Here is a 15,139-nt window from a genome sequence, read left to right on the forward strand (position 1 = left end):
AGAGTCCCATCTGCAGCCGGATGTGGCAAACGATCAGATCGCCGCCACCACGGCGATCTCGACGGTGAATTGCGGCGCGGCGAGCTTCGATTCCACCGTAGCACGAGCCGGCGCGGCGCCGGGGGCGACCCAGGCATCCCATACCGCGTTCATCTCGGCGAAACCCGAGATGTCGGCGAGCCAGATCGAGGCGGTGAGCAGCTTCTCCTTGCTGGTGCCGGCGGCCGCCAGCAGCGCGTCGATGCGCGCGAGGATGGCCTGCGTCTGCTCGGTCACGCTGGCGCCGGGCGCATCGAGCGCGACCTGGCCGGCGAGATAGGCGAGGCCGCCATGAACGACCGCCTGGCTCATGCGTGAACCCGGCTCGATACGGACGATATCGGTCATCTTCTTCTCCTGGGGATATGAAAAGGCGGGGCCCGCTCAGGCGATGCCACGCGAGAACAGCCGGCCGGCGGCCGGCTGGACGTCGTCGATGCCGGCGAGGCGAAGCGCGTGCCAGGCCATGGCATGGTTGGACGAGGTGACCGGCAGGCCGGTGGAGGCCTCGATGCGCGTGACGGCTTCCGCCACCCGCAGGCTGGTGCAAGAGACGAAGATCGCCTCGATGCCGGGCACCTGCTCGGCGAGCCGCTCGGCACCGGCCACGATGGACTCGACCGAGATGCATGCCGCCTCGCGGTCGTCGCGGCGGTCGAAAGTGGCGTAGGCGTCCACACCGACCCCGCACGAGAGGAAATACTGCGCCATCCCCGCGGTGATCTCCGGCGAATAGGGGGTCAGCATGCCGATCCGGTCGGCATCGAGCGCTTCCAGCGCCGCCCGGACGGCAGTGACCGGCGTGGTGCAGGCGACGTCCGGGCGCGCCTTGCGGATTTCGCCGAACACATAGTCCTCGCCGAGCAGCATGGTCGCCGAGGTGCAGCCGAAGGCCACCACGTCGAGCGACAGGCCGGGGAGGATGAGGTCGGTGGAAGGGGCGATGCGCGGGCCGATGGCGCGCAAAGTCTCGGGGGTGATGTCGAAATCGCTGTGCAGCCGCGTTTCGTAGAGCGCGACGCCGGGCGGGGTGAGCAGGTTGCGGAACTCGTACTCGATGGTCTGGTCGGTGCCGAGCACGACCAGTCCGATATTGGCCCTCTCGCCGATGCGTGGGGCGATGTCCGAGGGCAGGACACCGAGGTCGGCCGGCACGGCCGCAGCCGTCGGCAGGGTCGATGGAAGCGTCATGGTTCTCACCTTGGGTTTCGCCACGCCGGCAGCGCCGGCCCGGCCTGTCAGGCTACGAGGCCGTCCATGGGAATGGCCGGTTTGCGGCCGGCGATCAGATCGGCCGTGATGCGCGCCGAACCGTGCGACATGGTCCAGCCGATGTGACCATGGCCGGTGTTGAGATAGAGGTTGCCGAGATGCCGGCGCCCGAAGAACGGCAGGTTGGTCGGCGTCATCGGGCGCAGGCCCGCCCACATCTCGGCGCGCGCGTAGTCCGCGCCCTCGGGGTAGAGTTCCTGCGTCACCTTCTTCATGAAGGCGAAGTCAGAAGGCTTGTGGCTTTTGTCATAGCCGGCGAACTCGGCCGTGGCCGTGACGCGGATGCGGTCCCCGAACCGGGAGATGGCGACGAGGTTGTGCTCGTCCACGCTGCCGAGGGTCGGTGGGCTGGGCTGGCTGCCGATCGGAATGGTGAGCGAATAGCCCTTGATGGGATAGATCGGCAGCCCGATGCCCACCTTGCGCGCGAGGCCCGCACTCGCCGTGCCCATGGCGAGCACATAGGCGTCGCCTTTCACCATCCCGGCGGTGGTGGTCACCCCCGTCACCGTTCCGCCGGAGGTCTCCAGCCCGGTTATGGCCGTGCCGGTGCGGATCTCGCCGCCGCGCCGGGCGACGATGGCGGCCAGGGCGCGGGTGAACTTGGCGGGATCGCCGGTCTCGTCGGTGGGGCACCAGATGGCGCCGGCGATCTTGTCGCGCGCATGGCCGAGCGCGGGTTCGAGCGCGACCACCTCGTCGCGGCCGAGCACCTTGATGACCTGCCCGTCGGATTCCAGCAGCCTCATATTGGCAATGCCGATATCGAGCGCCTGCTGGCTGCGGTGGAAATAGAGCGCCCCGCGGTCGTTGCGGTCGTAGGCGATATCCTCCGCGCCGATCACCTCGTGCAGCACGGCCTGCGAATACGCGGCGAGGCGGTGCTTCAGCAGCGTGTTTCGCTTCGCCTTGTCCGCCGTGCATTCCATCAGGAACCGCCACGACCACGCATAAAGCCGCGGGTCGGCGGAGAGCCGGAAGCGCAGCGCCTGATCCCTGAGGAACAGCGACTTCAGCAGGATCATCGGCGCCTTGGGCGAGGACCAGACGAAGGAATGGCCCGGCGCGATCATGCCGGCATTGCCCCAGCTCGTCTCCTCGGCAACCTGCGGGTGCTTTTCCAGCAGGACCACCTCGTGGCCGTCCTTCTGGAGCTGATAGGCGGTGGTGACGCCGACGCCGCCGCCGCCGAGCACAATGATCCTCATGTCGTCCTCGATCTGCCCTTGCTCAATGCGCGCCGAGATACAGCCCGGCGAGTTCGGGATTGTTCAGCAGTTCCGACGCCCGCTGCTCGATGGCGACCCGGCCGAGGGCCAGCACATAGGCGCGGTCGGAGACGGCGAGCGCCTGCACGGCATTCTGCTCGACCATCAGTATGGTCATGCCGGTGCGGTCGCGGATGCCCACAATCTCGTCGAACACCTCGTCCATCATCAGCGGCGACAGGCCGGCGGAGGGCTCGTCCAGCAGCAGCACTGCGGGATCGGCGATCAGCGCGCGGGCGATGGACAGCAATTGCCGCTCGCCGCCGGACAGCGCGGAGGCGCGCCGGTCCTTCTTCGCCGCGAGAGAGGGATAATTCTCCATGATCTGCGCGAAGCGCTCGCGGCGTTGGCTCGCCACCAGAAAGCGGGTGCCGAGCAGGATGTTCTCGGCGACGCTCAGCGTGGCGAACACATTGTCGGTCTGCGGCACGAAGCCGACATGATGCTCGCGCACGCGCTGATGGGCGGGCACGGCGGTGGCATCGCGCGCGTCGATCAGCACCCGGCCCGCGCGCGGGCGCACGAAGCCGCCGATGGTCTTGAGCAACGTCGACTTCCCGCAGCCGTTCGGGCCGAGGATGGTGACGATCTCGCTCGAGGCCACCGCGAGGTCGATGCCGTGCAGGATGTCCGGCCCGTCGCCATAGCCGGCGCGCAGGCCCTCCGTGACGATCATGCCTTCCAGCGGACGCGGCGCCGGGTCGGCCAGGGCGAGCGGCGCGTTCATGCCGGCACCTCGGCCACGGGTCGGGCCGCCTTGCGGCCGAGATAGGCTTCGACCACGCGCGGGTGGCCGGCCAGCTCGCGCGGCGCGCAGTCGGCGATCAGCTTGCCGCGGTCGAGCACGATGCAGCGCGGGCAGAGGCTGCGCACGAAGCCCATGTCGTGCTCGACGACGACCAGCGTCACGCCTTCGCGGTTGGCGTCCTTCAGCATGGCGACGATGTGCTCGCGCAGGCTGGGATGCACGCCCGCGGTGGGCTCGTCGAGGCACAGCACCGCCGGTCGGCCGGCCAGCGCGGCGGCGATGGAGAGCAGCTTCTTCTGTCCGCCGGAAATCGCGCTCGCCGGCTGGTCGGCGACATGGTCGAGCCTCAGCTCCTGCAGCAACTCGTCGGTGCGGGCCGCGCCGGCACGCCGGCCGACGAGCGCGTCGAACAGGCCGGAGCGCGAGCGATCCGCCGAGAGCAGCACCTCGCGCACGCTCATCCGGCTCGGCATGCGCGGCAACTGGAAGGTCCGCGCCAGCCCCAGGCGCGCGATGGACGAGGGAGCCAGCGCGCCGATCGGCCGCCCGCGAAACGTGACCTGCCCGCCATCGGCGGCGAGGAAGCCGGTGAGCACGTTGAGCAGCGTGCTCTTGCCGGAGCCGTTCGGCCCCAGCAGGCCGACGACGCTGCCGGCCTCGACGGCAAGGTCGATATCGTCCAGCACCGTGTGAGCGCCGAAGGATTTGCGCAAGGAGCGCGCGTCGAGGACGATTTCAGCCACGCACGCCTCCGATCCTTTCCGCGATCAGCCCCTGCGGACGCAGCAGCAAAAAGGCGATCAGACCGCCGCCGGTCAGCGCCAGGCGCGTCGCGGCGACGAATTCGGAGGGAAGGCCGAAGGCGTCCTTGGCGAACGGCACCAGCGCGAACAGGCACTGGACGACGACCGCGCCGACCACGGCGCCGCTGTGGCTGCCAAGGCCGCCGACCACGATCATGGTCCAGATGACGAAGCTCTCGCTGGCATGGAGCTGGTCCGGGCCGACGAAGGTCAGGTAGTGGGCGAAGAGGAAGCCGGAGAGCGCCGCCGGGACCGCCGCGGCGATCATGATGCGACGGCGCAGGCCGTCGAGATCGTAGCCGAAGGCCGCGGCGAGCTGCGGTTCCTCGCGCAGCAGTCGCAGCGCCAGGCCGAACTTGCTCTGGGTGAGGCGGCGGAAGACGATCCACGTCGCCGCCAGCGCGCCGAGCACCACGGCGAACAGGACGAGGCGGCCGGAAAGCCGCGAGCCCGCATCGAACAACGGCGGAATGCCGCCGATGCCCTGGGCGCCGCCGGTGAGTGCGATCTCGTTGGTGGCGATGGTACGCAGGATCTCGCCGATCGACAGCGTGGCGATGCCCCAGTAGTCGGTGCCGAGATCACGGCCGAGACGGGCGAAGAACAGCGCCACCCCGGCCACCAGCACGAAGCCGAGCAGCAGGCCGGCGGCGGGGCCGAGCGCGTGGGAGAAGGCGAGCGCCGCGCCATAGGTGCCGCAGCCGAACAGGGCGATCTGGCCGAAATTGACCAGCCCGGCAAAGCCGGCCTGAAGGTTCAGGCTGAGCGCCAGCATCGCATAGAGCGCGGCGATGGTGGCGACATGGAGAGCGAACTCAGACACGCTTCACCTCGTTCACGAACAGGCCATGGGGGCGGAACAGCAAAGCGAGCACGAGGATCAGGAAGGAGGCGGCGGTGATGTAGTTCGTCGGAATGAAGAGGAAGGCCTGGCCCAGCAGCGGTCCGAAGTTGAGCGAGGCGGCGAGGGTTTCCGCCGTCGCGATCAGCAGGGCGCCGAAGATGGCGCCCATCGGGTTGCCGAGGCCGCCGAGAATGGCGGCGGCGAACACCGGCAGCAGCAGGTCCTGCCCGAGCAGGATGTTCAGCTCGCCCTTGACGGCGATTCCGATGCCTCCCAGCGCGGCGAGGATGCCCGAGAGGAAGATGATGAAGCGGACGACGAGGCGCGCGTCGATGCCGGTGGCCCGCGCCAGATCCGGATTGGCGGCCGTGGCGCGCATGCAGCGGCCGATATCGGTGAGGAACAGCAGCGCCGCCAGCAGGAGGAAGGCGACCAGCGAGATGAGGACGGCGACGATCTGCGTCGGCGTCACCGGGCTGCCGAATATGTCGAGCGGCGCCAGCACTGGAAAGTCGAAATGGCGCGAATCCGGCCCCGTCGTCACCAGCAGCCCGGCATTGAACAGCATGCCGACCGCAAGCGAGCCGATCATGGCGATGGCCGAGCCTGATTTCAGCAGGCGGTCGAACACCGCGATGTTGAGCAGCACGGCGACGACGCCGACCAGCAGGCAGGCCGCCAGGACGGCGGCGGCGAGGGGCGCGCCCCAGGCGGCGAAGAGATAGGCCAGGAACGGCCCGACCGTCGCGTACTGGACCAGCGCGATGTTGGGGAACTTCACCAGCGAGTAGCCGGCGCTCAGCGCGACCGCGACCAAAGCGATGTCGCCGGTGCGCAGCACGATGTCGATGAGGAGCTGGACGAGCATGGGGTTTCTTGCGATCCGGCCGGCGGGGGCGCCCCGCGACGCCGGAGCCGCGCGGGGCGATGCGAAAGACGGAAGTGCGGTCAGGTCAGCGCACTTCCATGCCGGCTTCGGTCTTCTTCAGCCGCAGATAGGGCTGCTCGGCACGCTGGCGCTCGGCATCGAAGGTGATGGTGCCGGTGGCGCCGGGATAGTCCTTGCCGATCTCGATCAGCGCCGCCTTCACCGCCTCCGGCTCGGCGCTGCCCGCCTTGTTGGCGGCGGCGGCGAAGACCTTCACCGCGTCATAACCATAGCCCGAGAACGAGGTCCTGAAGTCCATGCCGTACTTCTTCCGGTAGGCGTCCTCGTAGGACTTGCCGTCCGGGCCGATGAAGTTCAGGTCCATGCCGTACTGGCCGACCACATATTCGGGCTTGCTGTCGCCGGTGCACATGGAGAAGTAGATCGCGTACCAGGGGGTCTTTCTGACGCCCAGCTCGAAGGCTTCCCGGTTGATGAGCGCGGCGTCCTTGCCATAGGCCGAGTAGATGAAGGCGTCCGGCTTGTACTGGGCCGCCTGCTGCAGCTCCCGGCGATAGCTGGTCTGGCCCTCGGTATAGAGCAGCGTCGAGACGACCTTGCCGCCGAGCTTCTCGAACTCCTCCTTGAAGCCCTCGGCCATGCCGTGGCCATAGGCATTGTTGGGGCCGACGATGACCACGTTCTTCCAGCCCTGGGCGGCGGCGTCCTCGGCGGAGAATTTGGACGAGACGGATTCGAGGCCGATCACGCTGAACGAGGTCGGCCCGATCAGGCGGATCTTGTTGCTGGAGCTGCCGATGTTGAAATGCAGCTTGCCTTCCTGCACCAGATACTGGCCGACCGGCAGGGTGTTGCCGGAGGAGTACTCGCCGAGCACCACCGGCACCTTGTCCACGGCGACCAGCTTCTTGGCGGCGTCGAGCGCGGAAGGCGGCCGTCCGCCGGAATCCTCCACGATCACCTTGAGCGGCTGGCCAAGCACGCCGCCGGCGGCGTTGACTTCCTCCACCGCCAGCTCGATGCCGCGGCGCTGGTCCTCGCCCTGCGTCGCGCTGGCGCCGGAGAGCGGTACCACCGCGCCGATCGTGACATCCGCTTGCGCCGGAGAGGCGATCGCGGCGGCCACCATACCCACTTTCAACAAGGCTGAAATACGCATGATCGTTGGCTCCCCTGGCTCCGTCTCTGCAGAATTCAAAAGTGAGTACACATTATAATTCAGATGTGGATGCACAATCTCAAATTTTGGGCATACTGCGCCCATTCGATGGGCACCGGGGCCGCGCAAGGCAGCGGAAGAGGCGGGATGCGGGCCGTGCGGCCTGTTTCCGATCCCGACCGGAGCCCCTATAAGCGGGAGAGGAGGCGCGACTCGGATGGCACGCAGGAAATCGGATCGCGAGACGAACGAAACCACCGAACCGGACGCGGGCGAGCGCCGTGGCCGCGCGGCTGACAGCGTCGAGCGCGTCTATGCGATCATCAAGGAACTGGCGATCGAGTATCAGTTCCGCCCCGGCCAGAAGATCAACGAAGCCGAGCTCGCCGCCCAGCTCGCCGTCAGCCGCACCCCCGTACGCGCGGCGCTGAACCGGCTGGAGCGCGACGGTTTCGTGGTGACGGTGCCCAACAAGGGTTTCTACGCCCGCGACATCAACCCGGATTCGGTGCGCGAGCTCTACGAACTGCGGGCGGCCGTGGAGCGCGCGGCTTTCGTGCTGGCCTGCCAGCGTGCCTCGGACGACGATCTGGAGGCCACCATCGCCGCCTGGGAGCGGCACAATGACCTCGACGAAGAGGGCTCATGGGCCAAGATCGCTCTGGCCGACGAGGCGTTCCATATGGCGCTGACGTGGTTGTCCAAGAACACCCAGATGACGCTGGCGCTCGAATCCATCTCCTCGCGCATCCGGTTCTTCCGCCGCATCGCTCTCGAGACCCTGCCGCAGCGCTCGAAGAGTTACCAGGAACATGCCGGCATCATCGAGGCGCTGCGCCGGCGCGACGCCGAGGGTGGCGCCAGGCTCATCGAGCAGCATATCACCTTGAGTTCCGCGCATGCCGTGGAGGTGGCCACACGCGGCCTCGCACGCATCTTTTTCGGCAATGCAGCGTAATAGAATATAGGAACTGGGCGGACAAGCACGCCTTCGTGCATAGGTTTTGTGCGCTTCAGGTCGCCCAGCTCGACGGCATCCTCGGGCGCCACGATGAAGCGGAACTGTGGCGATCCGGCTCATACCATCAAGAAACGTGGGCATTATCCGAGCATAGCGAGCAGCGGCCTACGGCCGCTGCTCCAGTGTGGGGCTTGGCGTGGGGCAAGAAAACTTCATGGTGAGTCATCTCTCTAGGTTGGCCCCGCTATCACCTCAAGCGGTCAATCTCCTGTCTCTGCAGCGAACGGGGTCATGCGGTCAGGCTTCCGTCATGATCTTGATCTTGGTGCGCGGATCTCTAGCCAGCTCACTCATCATCGCGGCGACCTCGTCGAGCGCCGCGCCCTGCAGATCGCGTAGCGGCGCGCGAACCCTGCCGCCGTCGAAGCCGCGCAGGTTCATTGCCGCCTTCACCATCTGCGGCTGGCCGTGCTTGCGGGCGAGCGCGCGGAACGGGTACCAGAGCCGGTGCAACTCGCGGGCGGTCCTCGCGTCGCCCGCCTCCAGCGCCCGGTAAGTGGCGAGGATCAGTTCCGGCAGCGCGCAGGAATTGGTCGAGGAGATGCCGTCGAAGCCGGCCATCATTGGGCCGAGGAAGGCGAGGTCCGAGGCGCAGAAGAGCTTGATCCGCCCGCCCAGCCGATTGGCGATCCTGTCGATCGGCGCCACCGACAGGTCGCCCTGCTTGATGCCTACCACGCCCGCGATATCGGCGAGCTGCTCGATCACGTCCGGCTGCAGCGTGATGCCGATGCCGGGCGCGTTGTAGACGAGGATGCCGGTCTTCGACAGCGGCGTCATGTCCTTGAAGAAGGCCACGATCTGGCCGTCGGTGACTTCCGAGACATAGGGCGGCGTGACCATCGGCAGGCCGCCGAGGTCGCCGGCGAGCCGGGTGAGCTCGCGCACGGTGCGCGCATCCGAGCCGGCCGAGCACAGCATCACCGGCACGCGATCGCCGACCACGTCCATCACCGTGCGGAACAGCCCGGCGCGCTCCTCAGTGGTCATGACGGGGAACTCGCCATAGGTGCCGCCGATGAGGATGCCGTCATAGCCGAGCCCGATCACCCGCTCCATGGAGCGGGCGAGGCCGGCGGTGTCGATGGAGCCGTCCGCCGCGAAGGGCGTGACGGTGATGTTGAAGATGCCGGCGAGACGCGCGCGGCTCTCAGTGATGTCTTTCATGGAAAAGCCTTTCAGGCATGCGGCGGCAAGCTGCGCCGACAGAGCTTCGGCGTCGGCGCTCAGGCCGCGACCAGGAGAAGCGCGCGGTCGACCGAGCCGAGCACACGGCAGCCGGTCTCCGTCACGACGATGGTTTCGCTGACGCCCACGGTGAAGCGGCCATAGATGCGCAGCGCCGGCGGCAGGTGGAACGCCATGCCGGGCACGAGTTCGGTCTTCACCCCGGCATTGAGGCTGAGAATGCCGCCCTCGCCCCAGTCCGGGGCGAAGGAGATGCCGACGCTGTAGCCCAGCCGCTTGCGGAAGGCGTCGGTGTAGCCGGCGGCGTCGATCACCTTCTGGCAGGCGATATGCGGCACCTCGCAGGCCTCGCCCGGCTTCACCGCGTCGAGCGCCACAGTCAGCGCTTCCTGGCAGACGTTCATCATCTCCACCGCCTCGGCCGGCGGGGTGCCGATCCAGGCCGAGCGCATCAGCGCGGCGTGGTAGCGGTCGTGGCAGCCCGCCATCTCCAGAAAGGCCGGATCGCCGGCCTGCATCACCCGGCGCTTCCAGGTGCCGTGCGGCACGCCCGAGCGCGGGCCGGAGGAGACCAGCGGCTCCATGCCCATATATTCCGAGCCGGCGGCGATCGCCGCGCCCATCATGGCGGCGACGAGGTCGTTCTCGGTGTTGCCGGGCTTTACAGCGGCAAGGCCGGCCTTCATTCCCGCATCGACATAGGTCGCGGCGCGGGCGAGCTTGTCCACCTCCAGCGGCGACTTCACCATGCGCAGCTTCTCCACCACGCCGACGGCGTCGTGCATCGTGCCGAGGGCGGCGGCGAGCGCCTCATAGGTGGCGATGGGCAGGAACCAGCCGCGCTTGTCGATGCCGACGCGCTTGCCCTTCAGCCCCATCGCCTCGATGAGAGCGACGAGGAAGCGCACCGGCTTGTCGGTGTCCTGATAGATCGCCGCATCGGCGATGAAGGTGTTGGCGATGAAGTTGAAGTATTCGAGCTGGCGGATGACGAAGACCGGATCGCCCTCCACCGGCAGCACCAGCGCCTGGAAGGTGTAGTAGCCGGGCGTCTGCTGGCCGGTGAGATAGAAGATGTTCTCCGGCCCGGTGACGACCATGGCGTCGAGGCCGGCGGCGACGAGCCCCTGCCGCGCGCGGGCGACACGGGCGTCATATTCGGCCTTGGGGAAGGCGGATTCCTGTCCCTGAACCACACTGGCAGTGGCGGTCATGTCACGAGAACTCCTTGATGAGATGCGTGGCGTTCGCATCGAAATTCAGGCCGAGGCCGGGTGCGTCCGGGGCGGCGACGCGGCCATTGGCATAGGAAAGGCCGGGGGCCGGATCGTTGGTAAGGCCGTCGGCGCCATAGAGCTCGGCGAAGCGCGGCCCGGTCGCCAGCGCCACATGCAGCGCGGCGGCGGTGGCGAGGCCGCCCTCGTTCATCTGGCCGATCATGAACCGCACGCCGGCGGCGGCGAGGCGGCGCGCCGCCTCCATCGCCGGGGCGATGCCGCCGAACTTGACCAGCTTGAGATGCGCCATCAGCCCGTTGCCAGCCTCGGCGATGCGGGCGACGTCGTCGAGACCCTTCACGCTCTCATCGAGCATCAGCGCAATGGGACTCACCCGCGCGAGGCGGTCGAGCGCGGCCCAGTCGCCGGGGGGAACCGGCTGCTCGACATAGGCAAGGCCATAGGGCGCGAGCGCATCGAGGCTGGCGCGCGCCGCCTCCTCGCTCCAGGCGCCATTGGCATCGGCGGCGATCTTCACCGCCGCGCCGAAGCGTTCGCGCAGCAGCGCCACGCGCCCCAAATCCTCGGCGATGTCACCGGCACCGATGCGCACCTTGAGATCGCGGAAACCGCGCGCCACATAAGCCTCGGCCTGGGCGAGGAACACCTTGTCGGTGGAGACGAACAGCGTCTGGTTGGTGGCATGGGCGAGACCGGCCGCCGCCGGCGCGCCAAGATAACTGGCCAGCGGCAGGCCCACCCGCTTGGCCGCGCGATCGTGCAGGGCGCCGTCGATCAGCATGCGCACCGGCGCGGAGGCGGCGCGGAACGCCGCCGGCGGCTCGGCGAGGAACGCGGCGGCATCCGCGCTGAAATCCAGCACCCCGACCAGCGCCGCCGCCTCGGCCAGAACCTCGTCGGCGGCGAGGCCGTTGAGATAGGCGATGTTGAGGCGCACCTCGCCCACCGCGATCGTCTCGCCGTCGTCGAGGCGCAGATAGAGCGTGTCGAGCCCGGCGACACGGCCCGACGCGGCGGTGTGGAGCACCAGCCCCCCGCCATAGGCCAGCAGCGCGCGATGGAGCGAGATCCGCATGGCTCAGGCGCTCAGCATGGCTTTGGCGACATCGCGATAGATCAGCGCCGACAGCTCGAACTCGTCCACCGGCACGAACTCGTCCGCCTTGTGGGCGACGGAAAGCGAACCGGGGCCGATCACCACGCCTTCCGCCCCGGTGGAGCGGAAATGCACGAGATCGCACGCGCCCTGGAAACCGAAGGGACCGGCATCCGTGATGCCATGGGCACGGCAGGCGGCAAGGCTCGCCTGCACGATCGGCCGGTCGGGCGCGGTCTCGGTGGCGCCACCGGTGGTCGGCTTCCAGTCGAGTATCTCGGCGCGCAGGCCGAAGCGCTCATGGGCGCGGGCGAGCAGAGCGGCGATATCCGCCTTCACCGCCGCCTCGTCCTCGCCGGGCACCAGCCGGCGGTCGAGCAGCAGGTCACAGGCGCCGGGTAGCACATTGTCGGCATGGCCGCCCTGGATGCGCGTCACCGTGAGGCTCGCCCCGCCGACCAGCGGATGGGTGCGGTGGCGCACATCGGTCTCATGCGTCTCGGCGACCAGCGCCAGCAGTTCGCCGGCGCGATAGACCGCGTTCTCGCCCAGATGCGGCGAGCCGGAATGCGCCGGCACGCCATGTACCCGCACCAGCGGCCGCAGGCTGCCCTTATGGGCGGAATAGACCGTGTTGGAGGTTGGCTCGCCGACGACGGCGAAATCGATCTTCGGCTTGCGCGAGGCGTAGAGCCTGGCGCCCTCGCTGGCTATCTCCTCATCCGCGACGAAGACGGCGAGCAGCATGCCGGACCAACTGGCGCGGTCCGCCGCCAGAAGGCGCACCGCCTCCAGCATGGCGGCGAGCGGACCCTTGCAGTCGCAGGCGCCGCGGCCGAACAGCCGGCCATCGGCCTCGCGCAGCACGAAGGGATCGGAGGTCCACCCCTCCCCCGCCGGCACCACATCCATATGGGTGTTGAAGGCGAATACCGGGCCGGGGCCGTTGGCCAGCTTGGCCTCCACATTCACCCGGCCGGGCTTGTACTCGTCGAGCGCGATCTCGAAGCCGAGCGGGGCAAGGCACGCGCGGATGTACTGCGCGACCTCGATCTCGCGGCCCGGCGGGTTCTCGCTGCGGATGGCGACGAGATCGGCGAGTTCGCGCCTCATGCGGGCGGCGTCGGGGGCAACGGCAAGGGACATGCTGGGCACTCGTCAATGGAGTATCTGATCGAGGAAGTGGCGCGCGCGCTCATTGACCGCGCCGCCGAAGAACGCCTCGCTCGACGCGGTCTCGACGACCTGTCCGTTCTCCATGAACACGATCTTGTCGGCGGCCCGGCGGGCGAAACCCATCTCATGGGTCACCACCAGGCTGGTCATGCCCTCTGCCGACAAATCGGCCATGACGTCCAGCACTTCGCGGATCATCTCCGGGTCGAGCGCCGAGGTCGGCTCGTCATAGAGCATCAGCTTCGGCTTCATCGCGAGGGCGCGGGCGATGGCGACGCGCTGCTGCTGACCACCGGACAGCTCGTCGGGGAAGGCGTCGGCCTTGTCGGGGATGCGAACCTTGCCGAGCAGCTCGAGCGCGAGGTCGTGCGCGTCCGCGCGGGACAGGCCGCGCACCTTCATCGGCGCGAGCATGATGTTCTCGGCGGCGGAGAGGTGCTGGAACAGCTCGAAATTCTGGAACACCATGCCGATGTCGCGGCGGATGCGGGCGGCGCTCTTCAGGTCGCGGGAGATGTTCGCGCCCTCGAAGAAGATGTCGCCGCCATCGGCCGGTTCCAGCAGGTTCACGCAGCGCAGCAGCGTCGACTTGCCCGAGCCGGAGGGGCCGATCAGCACCACCGTCTCGCCGCGGGCGACGTCCAGCGAGCAGCCTTTCAGCGCATGGAAGCTGCCGAAATATTTGTCGACGCCGATGATCTCGAGCAGCGGCGGGGTACGTGGCAAGGGGGCCTCAGCGGACATCGGCGCTCTCCGTGGCCAGCAGCAGACGGTCGACCAGCGGGCGCTTCTCGCGGCGACGGTGCTTCTTAGGGTCGAGGCTGCGCTCCATCATCGCCTGCAGCACCATGAAGATCGTCGTGAGCGCGAGGTAATAGATGCCCGCCGCCGTCAGCGCCTCGAGATAGCGGAAGGAGGCGCTGGCGGTCTGGTTGGCGACGAGCAGCAGTTCCTCCACCGCGATCACCGAGACCAACGCGCTGGTCTTCAGCATGCCGATCATCTGGTTTCCCATCGGTGGGAGCACGATGCGCGCGGCCTGCGGCACCACGATCCAGCGCATCACCTGGCCGGTGGTCAGGCCGAGCGCGAGGCCGGCCGTGCGCTGGCCCTTCTTCACCGCATCGAGGCCCGAACGCAGGATCTCCGCCATATAGGCGCCCTCGTTCAGCGCCAGCGCGATCACCGCGCTGAGGAAGGCCGAGAGACGGATGCCGAAGGTCGGCAGCACGTTGTAGATGAAGATGATCTGGAACAGCACCGGCGTGCCGCGGAACAGCCAGACGTAGATCAGCGTGAAGATCTGCAGGGGGCGCATCCGCGTCTCCTGCAGCAGGGCGATGACAAGGCCGGCGAGGACGCCGAAGAACAGCGCGGTGACGGTGATGATCAGCGTCAGTACCGCGCCGTTGAAGAAGGCGGGCGAAAAGATGTAGTCGAGGACGATATCGAACGACATCATGCGCGTCTTCTCCTAGTTCCAGCGTTTCGGTTAGCGCTCCCGGCGGCGGGCACGAGGATTAGTTGAAGATCGACACCGAAGCCGGCAGGCTCCACTTTTTGATCAGCGCGGCATAGGTGCCATCCGCGACGATCTCCTTCAGCGCCGCCTTCAGGGCCTCCTGCATGGCGGTGTCGCCCTTGCGGGTCGCCATGCCGATCGAGGTGTTGGACTCGAACTCGACGCCGGCCGTCTCAAAGGCTCCCGGCAGCTTCTGCAGGATTTCGGCCGCGCCGGGGGTGGAGGTGTAGTAGGCGTCGGCGCGGGCCTGGCCGAGAGCCAGCGCGGAATCCTGGCCGGTCGGGAACGTGAGCACCTTCACCGCCGCCAGACCCTTGTCCGCGCAGTTCTTGGCATCGGCGCGGGCCTGGACCTCCTCGATGGCACCGAGGGTGACGGCGATGCTCTTGCCGCACAGGCTGTCATCGCGGCCGGTGATCTTGGCGGGATTGCCCGCCTGTACCATCACCATGTTGCCGATCTTGAGGTAGGGCACGAAGTCGACCTGCTCGGCACGGGCCGGGTTCATGTACATCGCCGAGTTGATGATATCGATCCGGGTGCCCAGCAGCGCCGGGATCAAGCCGTTAAATTCCATGTTCATCGGCTTGGGGGTGGCACCCAGCTTCTTGGCGAGCGCGTCGATCATGTCGATGTCGAAGCCGGTGAGCTTGCCGTCCTTCTGGAACTCGAACGGCGCGAAGGTCGCGGCGACGCCATAGGTAAGCGCGCCGGCCTCGACGAGGCCGGTCTTGGGCAGCTCGGCGGCCGAGGCGGCGTGCATCAGGCCGAGCGGGATGACGAGGGCGGCAATCACTTTGCGGAACATGCGGATCCCCTGTGTGTGATCTGGAAGAGTTTGGTTTTGGTTGGCACTGGATTGCACAATATGATGCG

16 protein-coding genes are annotated in these 15,139 nt (G+C 67.8%); 1 reads left to right on the forward strand and 15 read right to left on the reverse strand.

Annotation, left to right across the window (positions count from 1 at the left end; genetic code table 11):
• Positions 1-33: 33 nt before the first annotated feature.
• The 8 genes from AC1PZ7_RS14570 to AC1PZ7_RS14605 all read right to left on the reverse strand — a co-directional run bounded on the left by AC1PZ7_RS14570 (position 34) and on the right by AC1PZ7_RS14605 (position 7,022).
• Entirely contained in the window at positions 34-387 is a 354-nt protein-coding gene (locus AC1PZ7_RS14570) for a RidA family protein (protein ID WP_482355931.1), read from the reverse strand.
• A gap of 36 nt (positions 388-423) precedes the next feature.
• On the reverse strand, positions 424-1,230 hold the full coding sequence (locus tag AC1PZ7_RS14575) for a maleate cis-trans isomerase family protein (RefSeq protein WP_482355932.1): 807 nt from the start codon (positions 1,228-1,230) through the stop codon (positions 424-426).
• Between the two features lie 47 nt (positions 1,231-1,277).
• Entirely contained in the window at positions 1,278-2,519 is a 1,242-nt protein-coding gene (locus AC1PZ7_RS14580) for a D-amino acid dehydrogenase (protein ID WP_482355933.1), read from the reverse strand.
• Positions 2,520-2,541: 22 nt separating this feature from the next.
• Positions 2,542-3,306: an ABC transporter ATP-binding protein gene (locus AC1PZ7_RS14585; protein ID WP_482355934.1), complete on the reverse strand. Its 765-nt coding sequence runs from the start codon at positions 3,304-3,306 to the stop codon at positions 2,542-2,544.
• Positions 3,303-4,070 carry an ABC transporter ATP-binding protein gene (locus AC1PZ7_RS14590; RefSeq protein WP_482355935.1) on the reverse strand — a complete coding sequence of 256 codons (768 nt, stop codon included), beginning with the start codon at positions 4,068-4,070 and terminating at the stop codon, positions 3,303-3,305. Before AC1PZ7_RS14590 ends, AC1PZ7_RS14585 begins: the two co-directional genes overlap by 4 nt.
• Positions 4,063-4,953 carry a branched-chain amino acid ABC transporter permease gene (locus tag AC1PZ7_RS14595; RefSeq protein WP_482355936.1) on the reverse strand — a complete coding sequence of 297 codons (891 nt, stop codon included), beginning with the start codon at positions 4,951-4,953 and terminating at the stop codon, positions 4,063-4,065. The genes AC1PZ7_RS14590 and AC1PZ7_RS14595 overlap by 8 nt, the downstream gene beginning before the upstream one ends.
• Positions 4,946-5,842, reverse strand: a complete 897-nt coding sequence (locus tag AC1PZ7_RS14600; protein WP_482355937.1) for a branched-chain amino acid ABC transporter permease — start codon at positions 5,840-5,842, stop codon at positions 4,946-4,948. The genes AC1PZ7_RS14595 and AC1PZ7_RS14600 overlap by 8 nt, the downstream gene beginning before the upstream one ends.
• An 85-nt stretch (positions 5,843-5,927) precedes the next feature.
• Positions 5,928-7,022, reverse strand: coding sequence for an ABC transporter substrate-binding protein (locus AC1PZ7_RS14605; RefSeq protein ID WP_482355938.1), 1,095 nt, complete (start codon positions 7,020-7,022; stop codon positions 5,928-5,930).
• A 217-nt stretch (positions 7,023-7,239) separates the two neighbouring features.
• Between AC1PZ7_RS14605 and AC1PZ7_RS14610 the strand changes: the two genes are divergently transcribed.
• Positions 7,240-7,980, forward strand: a complete 741-nt coding sequence (locus AC1PZ7_RS14610) for a GntR family transcriptional regulator (protein ID WP_482355939.1) — start codon at positions 7,240-7,242, stop codon at positions 7,978-7,980.
• 300 nt (positions 7,981-8,280) lie between these two features.
• Here AC1PZ7_RS14610 and AC1PZ7_RS14615 read toward each other — a convergent pair whose 3' ends face one another.
• From AC1PZ7_RS14615 to AC1PZ7_RS14645, 7 genes are read right to left on the reverse strand one after another with little or no spacing between them, the layout of a single operon-like run.
• Positions 8,281-9,210 carry a dihydrodipicolinate synthase family protein gene (locus AC1PZ7_RS14615; protein ID WP_482355940.1) on the reverse strand — a complete coding sequence of 310 codons (930 nt, stop codon included), beginning with the start codon at positions 9,208-9,210 and terminating at the stop codon, positions 8,281-8,283.
• Positions 9,211-9,269: 59 nt separating this feature from the next.
• Positions 9,270-10,445, reverse strand: a complete 1,176-nt coding sequence (locus AC1PZ7_RS14620; RefSeq protein ID WP_482355941.1) for a M24 family metallopeptidase — start codon at positions 10,443-10,445, stop codon at positions 9,270-9,272.
• A gap of 1 nt (position 10,446) precedes the next feature.
• Positions 10,447-11,544 (reverse strand): mandelate racemase/muconate lactonizing enzyme family protein, encoded by a 1,098-nt coding sequence (locus tag AC1PZ7_RS14625; RefSeq protein WP_482355942.1) that lies wholly within the window; start codon positions 11,542-11,544, stop codon positions 10,447-10,449.
• Positions 11,545-11,547: 3 nt separating this feature from the next.
• Positions 11,548-12,711 (reverse strand): M20 family metallopeptidase, encoded by a 1,164-nt coding sequence (locus AC1PZ7_RS14630; protein ID WP_482355943.1) that lies wholly within the window; start codon positions 12,709-12,711, stop codon positions 11,548-11,550.
• A gap of 12 nt (positions 12,712-12,723) precedes the next feature.
• Positions 12,724-13,485: an amino acid ABC transporter ATP-binding protein gene (locus tag AC1PZ7_RS14635; RefSeq protein ID WP_482355944.1), complete on the reverse strand. Its 762-nt coding sequence runs from the start codon at positions 13,483-13,485 to the stop codon at positions 12,724-12,726.
• Positions 13,475-14,203, reverse strand: a complete 729-nt coding sequence (locus AC1PZ7_RS14640) for an amino acid ABC transporter permease (RefSeq protein WP_482355945.1) — start codon at positions 14,201-14,203, stop codon at positions 13,475-13,477. The genes AC1PZ7_RS14635 and AC1PZ7_RS14640 overlap by 11 nt, the downstream gene beginning before the upstream one ends.
• 58 nt (positions 14,204-14,261) lie before the next feature.
• Positions 14,262-15,071, reverse strand: coding sequence for an ABC transporter substrate-binding protein (locus tag AC1PZ7_RS14645; protein ID WP_482355946.1), 810 nt, complete (start codon positions 15,069-15,071; stop codon positions 14,262-14,264).
• Positions 15,072-15,139 lie beyond the last annotated feature (68 nt).

The sequence above is a fragment of the Ancylobacter sp. TW_SC_1 genome (assembly GCF_056836805.1).